7 protein-coding genes and 1 pseudogene are annotated in these 7,660 nt (G+C 61.3%); 6 read left to right on the top strand and 2 right to left on the bottom strand.

Features of this window, described 5'->3' with window-relative positions:
* The 3 genes and pseudogenes from Q8N40_RS04770 to Q8N40_RS04760 all read left to right on the top strand — a co-directional run.
* A pseudogene (locus tag Q8N40_RS04770) lies at positions 1-129 on the top strand (IS5/IS1182 family transposase); the annotation flags it as partial.
* Between the two features lie 105 nt (positions 130-234).
* A complete protein-coding gene (locus Q8N40_RS04765) occupies positions 235-1,101 on the top strand; it encodes an oxaloacetate decarboxylase (RefSeq protein ID WP_305710996.1) in 867 nt (288 codons plus the stop codon).
* Between the two features lies 1 nt (position 1,102).
* Positions 1,103-1,402, top strand: a complete 300-nt coding sequence (locus tag Q8N40_RS04760) for an acylphosphatase (RefSeq protein WP_305710995.1) — start codon at positions 1,103-1,105, stop codon at positions 1,400-1,402.
* 279 nt (positions 1,403-1,681) lie between these two features.
* Here the strand turns inward: Q8N40_RS04760 and Q8N40_RS04755 are convergent, their stop codons facing one another.
* Both Q8N40_RS04755 and Q8N40_RS04750 read right to left on the bottom strand, forming a co-directional pair.
* Positions 1,682-2,515 carry a universal stress protein gene (locus Q8N40_RS04755; protein ID WP_305318935.1) on the bottom strand — a complete coding sequence of 278 codons (834 nt, stop codon included), beginning with the start codon at positions 2,513-2,515 and terminating at the stop codon, positions 1,682-1,684.
* A 98-nt stretch (positions 2,516-2,613) separates the two neighbouring features.
* Complete coding sequence (locus Q8N40_RS04750) at positions 2,614-2,775, bottom strand: hypothetical protein (RefSeq protein WP_305710994.1); 162 nt, start codon at positions 2,773-2,775, stop codon at positions 2,614-2,616.
* Between the two features lie 193 nt (positions 2,776-2,968).
* Here Q8N40_RS04750 and Q8N40_RS04745 point away from each other — a divergent pair, with 193 nt between their 5' ends.
* Genes Q8N40_RS04745 through ppsA form a run of 3 tightly spaced genes read left to right on the top strand, consistent with a single transcriptional unit; the run spans position 2,969 to position 7,617 of the window.
* Positions 2,969-4,354, top strand: a complete 1,386-nt coding sequence (locus Q8N40_RS04745; RefSeq protein ID WP_305710993.1) for a nodulation protein NfeD — start codon at positions 2,969-2,971, stop codon at positions 4,352-4,354.
* A 12-nt stretch (positions 4,355-4,366) separates the two neighbouring features.
* A complete protein-coding gene (locus tag Q8N40_RS04740; RefSeq protein WP_305710992.1) occupies positions 4,367-5,152 on the top strand; it encodes a slipin family protein in 786 nt (261 codons plus the stop codon).
* 50 nt (positions 5,153-5,202) lie between these two features.
* Positions 5,203-7,617: a phosphoenolpyruvate synthase gene (ppsA, locus tag Q8N40_RS04735; RefSeq protein ID WP_305710991.1), complete on the top strand. Its 2,415-nt coding sequence runs from the start codon at positions 5,203-5,205 to the stop codon at positions 7,615-7,617.
* Positions 7,618-7,660: the final 43 nt, after the last annotated feature.

Below are 7,660 nucleotides of genomic sequence, written 5' to 3'. Positions count from 1 at the left end.
AATGTCATCGAACGCTGCTTTTACCGGCTCAAGGACTTCCGCCGCATCGCAACACGATATGACAAACTCGCTCGGAATTTCTTGGCCGCTGTTCATCTCGCCGCTCTCGTCGCATATTGGCTCAATTGAGTCTGGACCCTAGTGCAAAATAAGCCTCCAATCGTGATTCTGACCTGCGGCTTTCTGACTCAGTAGTGCTGCGCATCGCCCCGGAATGACAAACAGAGGTGCCAAATGGCTTTCCGCAGTCGCCGCGAAGCGTTGCGTTCGATCCTGTCGGGATCGTCCTGCATTCGGCCCGGTTCGGTCTATGACGCGACGTCGATTCGTATCGCCGAAGAGGTCGGCTTCGAACTCGGCATGTTCGGCGGCTCGGTGGCTTCGCTCGCGGTGTTAGGCGATCCCGATATTACGTTGATCACGCTGACAGAACTCGCCGAGCAGATGCGCCGGATGTCGCGCGCCGCGGCGCTGCCGGTGCTGGTCGACGCCGACCACGGCTATGGCAATGCGCTCAATGTCCGCCGCACCGTGCAGGAGCTCGAAGCGGCGGGTGCCGCCGGCCTCACCATCGAGGATACGTTGCTGCCGCAGGCTTACGGCGTGACGAAGACCCAGCTGATTTCGCTGGAGGAGGGCGTCGGCAAGATGAAGGCGGCGCTGGACGGGCGGGGCGATCCCACGCTGGTCATCATGGGGCGCACCGGGGCGGCATCGGTGACGTCGATCGAGGATGCGATCGCGCGCGCCCGGGCCTATCAGGCTGTCGGCGTCGATGCGCTGTTTTTCACCGGCGTGAAGACGCCGGGCGAGCTGGAGGCCATCGCCGCCGCCACCACGCTGCCGATCGTGCTCGGCGGCGCGCCTGAGGAGATGTCCGATCCCGGCATTCTCGCAGGCCAGCGGGTGCGGATCGCGCTGCAGGGTCACGCGCCGTTCGCCGCCGCCACGCAGGCGGTTTACGAAACGCTTAAAGCATTGCGTGAGGGCCAGTCGCCCAAGGCCCTGAAAGGCCTTGCATCATCGGACCTGACCGGCCGCGCCACGCGCGAGGCCGATGTGAAGGCGCGCAGCGCCGAATTTCTGGGTCTCAAGAAATAGAATGAGCATCGCGATCCGTCAGGTGACGATCCGGGGCCGGGTGCAGGGCGTCGGCTATCGCGCCTGGGTCGAGCACCGGGCGAGGGCGCACGATCTCGAGGGATGGGTGCGCAACGTCAGGGACGGCAGCGTCGAGGCGTTGTTCGCCGGGCCGGCGGATGTCGTCGCAGCCATGGTCGAGCGATGCCGGCGCGGTCCGTCATCGGCGAGCGTCGATGCGGTCACCGAACATGACGCCGGCGCCGATGCGCTGAACCTGCGGCGGCCGGGCGAGCGGTTCTCGATGCTGCCGACGAACTAGCTTGCGATAGCCATCATGTCGCCATCCCCTTGCGCGGATCCTGTTGGTTTTTCGGCCGCCATGCTGCGCGGCCGACAACTCATGACCGGGAATGATCGGGTCTTGATGTCGGGAGTTCCACATCGATGACGTGAAGGCTCGGCAGACTCAGCACGCGCATTGCTCGACGCGAATTTCGTTGCGACTGGGAAGCGGGTCATCACACTTTTGAAGCCGAAGCAGCGGTCCACGAGAGGCGAGGACCATCGCCGCAAATTCTCTCTCTCTCGCTCCTGGCTGTCAATGCGACATCAGGGTCGGTACCGTCATGGATTGGAGCATGTCGCGCGTGACGCCGCCAAGAATCCGCTCCTGCAGCCGCGAATGACCATAACCGCCCATCACGATCAGATCGAGACCGTCGTCCGCCGCGATCGACAGGATGCTCGGCTGGATATCTGCGTGGTCGGCATTCATCTGCTGGATCCGCACGGTCACGCCATATCGCGCCAAATGGGCTGACACGGCCTTTGCGGATGCCTCAGCCGGCGCCTGTTCATTGATACTGATGATGGTGATGGCCTTCGCCCGCCTCAGGAACGGCGCCGCATCGCGAAGCGCCCGCGCGGCGAGGCGGCTGCCGTCCCACGCAATTCCGATCCGCTTCGCCTCCAGGGGGCCTTTGTGGACATAAGGGACAAAGAGGACCGGTCCTCCCGACTCAAACAATATTTCCTGCGGCATGACGTTGTCGTACGTCTGGCGCTCAGGCTCGGGCTGCAGGACGATCGTCAAATCGTGCAGCCGCGCCGAGGCGATCACGGCTGCCGCGGCGTCCGCCGGCGCGCTGGCCATTGCCTGTGAATTATAGGCGATGTCGGCGTAGCGGGCTTCGGTTTCGAATACGGCAAGCGCCGCATTGGCTCGTGCCAGCGCGCGTTCCTGCTCGATCTCAAAGACCGCGGCGACCGCCGCGCCGCCAACATCGACCGGGAAGCCCAGGCTCGTGGTTTCATATCCGACCGAAATCGCGCGGAGATGGGAAGCGTGCGAAACCGCCAGCGAGATGGCGCCATCGACCACCGGACGTATCAGGCGTTCCGACGGAATAAGAACTAGAACATTCTTCAGCATGGTCGCTCTCCGCGCCTCAAGGGTTGCGGTCGCCGTTGCGCCACATTTTCATTAAAGCGCAAAGTCGAGTTCGCGATTTGATTCAGCTCAAGCCGGCTTCATTTCACCCGCATAACTTCCAAAGCGGTTATCTCAGAATGGACTTCCGCGCCATGCGGGTCATTCATTTTCAGCGCGCCTCGCGGTGAATCGATGCGCGATGGATAGTTCTGGAAAGTTATTTCACCACGAGTTGTTTGTGTTCTGTTGATCCAGGTCAAGCATCGCCTCCAAATGCAACTCAAGAATACGAGTAGATGTATGGCCGGATGAAAGCGGCTATCTTCGTTGAGCCCGGCCGGTATCGAGAAGGCCAACGGGTCATTGCTGGTGCGATCGCCGGTCGGAAAGCGGTTGTCTGAACCATCGGGCTAGCAACCCAAACAAGACGTCATCGTGATTGGGGAACAGGTGATGAGTACCAATCGGGCGTCCCGATTGCGGCAATGGATGCTGACTGTGTTTGGCCTTGTCGCGCTGATTGCGGCGTCTTCGCTTTCAACCCGCACTGCCGAGCGAGATGGGGGCATCCTTATCACTGAAATTAGAGGCGCGATCGGAGTCGCGGCGACGCGGCTGGTCGTTGACGCGATTGCGAAGGCGCGGCAGGAGAATGCGCGCTATCTGGTGATTCATCTCGATACGCCTGGCGGTCTTGTCGCTGCGACGCGTGACATCGTCCGGCAAATCCTGACCTCCCCGATACCTGTGATCGTTTACGTGTCTCCAGGCGGAGCTCGCGCCGCTTCCGCGGGAACTTTTATCGTTTACGCAGCCCATGTCGCAGCAATGGCGCCGGGCACCAACATTGGAGCTGCGACGCCAGTTGACCTCGGCGGCCTTCCCGGACTCCCACGCCCAACAGCGCCCCAGCGGGACGAAAAGGACAAGGACAAGGCAAATCCTGCAGCCGATACAGCTGCCCAGCGCAAGACACTCAATGACACGATAGCGATGCTGCGCAGTCTTGCCCAGCTGCGCGGTCGCAACGTCGAATGGGCCGAGAAGGCGGTGAGGGACGCCGCGACTCTCACCGCAGAGGATGCGCTTAAGGAAAGCGTGATCGATGTGGTTGCCCTTGGTCTCGACGACCTGCTTACGAAAATTGATGGCCGCAAGATCACGATCAATGCTGTCGAGCACACGATAACGACGAATGGGGCGACGCGAATTGTGTTCGGGCCGGATTGGCGTACCCGGCTCCTGGGTGTCATTTCGGATCCCAACGTCGCGTTCATCCTGCTGCTCATCGGCATGTACGGGATTTTGTTCGAGTTCTGGAACCCTGGTGGGCTTGTGGCCGGTGTTATCGGCGCGGTCTGCTTGCTGCTCGGATTGACGGCCCTGACCGCGCTTCCGGTGCAATATGCCGCGCTGGGCTTGATCGTGCTCGGTATCGCCCTGATGATCACAGAGGTGTTTACGCCGGGCCTCGGAATTCTCGGTATTGGCGGGCTGACCGCGTTCGTCACCGGCTCCTTGTTCCTGTTCGATCCGGCCGGAGCCGATATCGATATTTCAGTTTCGCTGCCGCTGATCATCGCCTCGGCAGCGACGACCGGCGCTCTCGCCCTGTTCGCGCTGGGTGCTGCTGTGACGGCTCGAAGTCGTCCGGCCCTGACCGGCGCAGAACAGATGATCGGAAGCGTCGGAGAGGTGATCGAGTGGAGCGGACTTCAAGGCCGCATTCGTGTCCACGGTGAAATGTGGAATGCCCGCGCCAAACTGCCCTTCGCTCCCGGTGACGCTGTGCTGGTCGTTCAACGCGAGAATCTAACGCTTCTTGTCACATCCAAATAAATGGAGGCTTCCATGCTGTTTCCGTTCGACATTCCGGCTCTTACCGGGTTTGCGATACCCGTCCTGATCGCTCTCGCCCTGCTTGGCTATTCGTTTCGTATCCTGAGGGAATACGAGCGCGGAGTCGTGTTTATGCTTGGGCGCTTCTGGAAGGTGAAGGGGCCCGGACTGGTTATCGTCGTGCCGTTCATCCAGCAGATGGTGCGGGTCGACCTGCGAACGCGAGTGCTTGACGTCCCACCCCAGGACGTCATCTCGCGCGACAACGTGTCGGTCCAGGTCAATGCCGTGATCTATTATCGAGTCATGGATCCGGAAAAGGCCATTATTCAGGTTGAACATTACAATATAGCCACCAGCGAACTCGCGCAGACGACCTTGCGTTCAGTGGTCGGTCAACATGAACTCGATGAAATGCTGGCGGAACGCACCAAGATCAACGCTGATGTCCAGCGTATCCTCGACGAGCAAACCGGCGCGTGGGGCATCAAGGTCTCGAATGTCGAACTAAAGCATATCGATTTGAACGAGATTATGGTGCGTGCCATCGCCAAGCAGGCCGAGGCCGAGCGCCTGCGGCGTGCGAAGATCATCGACGCCGAGGGCGAACAGCAGGCGGCGGAGAAGCTCGCTGAGGCAGGCACAATTCTGTCCGGCCGGCCGGAAGCCATGCAGCTGCGGTATTTAGGCGCACTGCAGAATATTGCAGGCGAGCGGAGTTCCACGATCGTATTTCCGATACCGATGGACCTGTTCGAGAGGTTTGGGCGGGCTACGGCGGCGAAATCCGAGGATTAACGACACCTGATTGGGCACGATGCCAGCAAGATCATAACAAGGAGGATCCGATGCCCACGCGAGCAGACGAGGTGATCTGGTTTGAAGAAATAGGGCGGGCCGATGTCGCGCGCGTCGGCGGGAAGAATGCGTCACTCGGCGAGATGGTGCGCCATCTCGGCGAACGGGGCGTCGCTGTTCCGCTAGGCTTTGCAACTGCGGCTCAGGCCTTTTGGCACTTCATCGATTCCAACCAACTGAGAGATACCATCGCAACCACGCTCGAGGAGTTGCAGGTGGGCCGGACGTCGTTGGCGGAGGCCGGGCAGACGATCCGTCGCGCCATCCTTGGCGGTAGGTGGCCGAATGATACGGCCGCCGCCATCGGCGGAGCCTACAGGGAGCTTTGCCGGCGTGTAGGGCGGGCGGATGCCGATGTGGCCGTGCGGTCGAGCGCGACGGCCGAGGACCTTCCAGATGCCAGTTTTGCCGGACAGCAGGAGACGTTTCTCAATATTCGCGGCGAAGCAGCGTTGCTCGACGCCTGCCGACGTTGCTTTGCGTCGCTCTTCACCGACCGCGCCATCAGCTACCGGCAGACCAAAGGCTTCGATCACCTTAAGGTCGCGCTTTCCGTCGGCGTTCAGACCATGGTGCGCTCGGACGTCGGCAGTGCCGGGGTCATGTTCACGATCGACACCGAGACCGGCTTTGACAAGATCGTGGTGATCGATGCCGCATGGGGGCTGGGGGAGACTGTCGTTCAAGGCACGGTCGATCCCGACGAATATCAGGTGTTCAAGCCGCTGCTCCCGGACCCATCCCTGACGCCAATCGTCGAGAAGCGGCTGGGCGGAAAGGCACAGAAGATGATCTATGCGCGGGAAGGCGACCGGCCCACCCGCACCGTGCCAACCTCCAAGGCGGACCGTACCGCTTTCGTCCTGACGGACCAGGAAATCCTTACATTAGGTCGCTGGGGTTGTGTGATCGAGGACCACTACGGCTGCCCGATGGACATCGAATGGGCCAAGGACGGTGAGACCGGCGAATTGTTCATCGTTCAGGCACGACCTGAGACAGTGCAATCGCGCAGGGAGGTGGGCGAGTACAAATCCTATCGGATCAAATCGAAGGGCCGCACGCTTGTCACCGGCCTGAGCATCGGCGAAGCGGTCGTGACCGGTCGTGTCTGCCTGATCGAGAGCGCTCGCGACATCGATCGCTTCGTCGATGGCGCCGTTCTGGTGACGCAGAATACCGACCCCGATTGGGTGCCGATCATGAAGCGGGCGGCGGCGATCGTTACCGATCGCGGCGGACGCACGTCGCACGCCGCTATCGTCAGCCGCGAGCTCGGCCTGCCGGCCATTGTGGGAACCGGCGATGCGACGCGACTCTTGTCCGACGGACAGGAGGTTACCGCATCCTGCGCTGAGGGCGACCAGGGCTTCGTCTACGAAGGTTTCGCCGAATACGAGGTCGAGAAGCTTGACTTCAGCAACCTGCCACCGACCCGCACCCAGATCATGCTCAACCTTGGCAACCCGGCAGCGGCGTTCCGCTGGTGGCGAATTGCCGCAGACGGCGTCGGGCTTGCACGCATGGAGTTTGTCATCAGCAACCACATCAAAGTGCACCCAATGGCGCTGGTCCACTTTGACACGCTCGAAGATCGAGATGCCAAGCAAACCATTGCCGACCTCACCCAAGGCTACGCGGACAAGACGGAATATTTCGTCGACCGCCTGGCGCGCGGACTCGCGCGCATCGCAGCCGCTCAGCATCCCAAGCCGGTCATCATCCGCATGAGCGACTTCAAGACCAATGAATATGCCAATCTCATCGGCGGCGCCGCCTTCGAACCCCATGAGGAGAATCCGATGATCGGGTTCCGTGGTGCCTCGCGCTACTATTCGCCACGCTATCGCGACGGTTTCGCATTGGAGTGCCGGGCGATCCGCCGCCTGCGTGAAGAGATGGGCTTCCGTAACGTCATCGTCATGATCCCATTCTGCCGCTCGATCAAGGAGGCGGACCGCGTCCTCGACGTCATGGCCGAAAACGGGCTGCGGCGCGGCGAGAATGGTCTCGAGGTGTACGTCATGTGCGAAATCCCCTCGAATGTCATCCTGGCGCAGGCATTCGCCGAGCGGTTCGACGGATTTTCGATTGGCAGCAACGACTTGACCCAGCTCACGCTCGGCGTCGACCGCGATTCCGAGGAACTTGCGGAATTGTTCGATGAGCAGGACGAGGCGGTGAAGTGGATGATCAGCAGCGTCATCCGCGAGGCTCACAAGGCTGGTGCCAAGATCGGACTATGCGGACAGGCGCCGAGCGACCACCCCGAGTTCGCCGAATTCCTGGTCGCCTGCGGCATCGACTCCATTTCCGTCAGCCCCGATAGCTTCATCGCTGTTAAGCGCAAGGTCGCGGCGGCGGAAGCAGCCGGTAAGAACGCCAGCGTTTCCAACACCGTATGATCATAAACGTGACGCAGTGGCTCTGCGCCAAGGGATCCCGCGT

The organism is Bradyrhizobium sp. (assembly GCF_030693485.1).
GTDB lineage: Bacteria > Pseudomonadota > Alphaproteobacteria > Rhizobiales > Xanthobacteraceae > Bradyrhizobium.
Note: the sequence above shows the minus strand (reverse complement) of the source record. Positions and strands in the feature narration are given on the sequence as shown.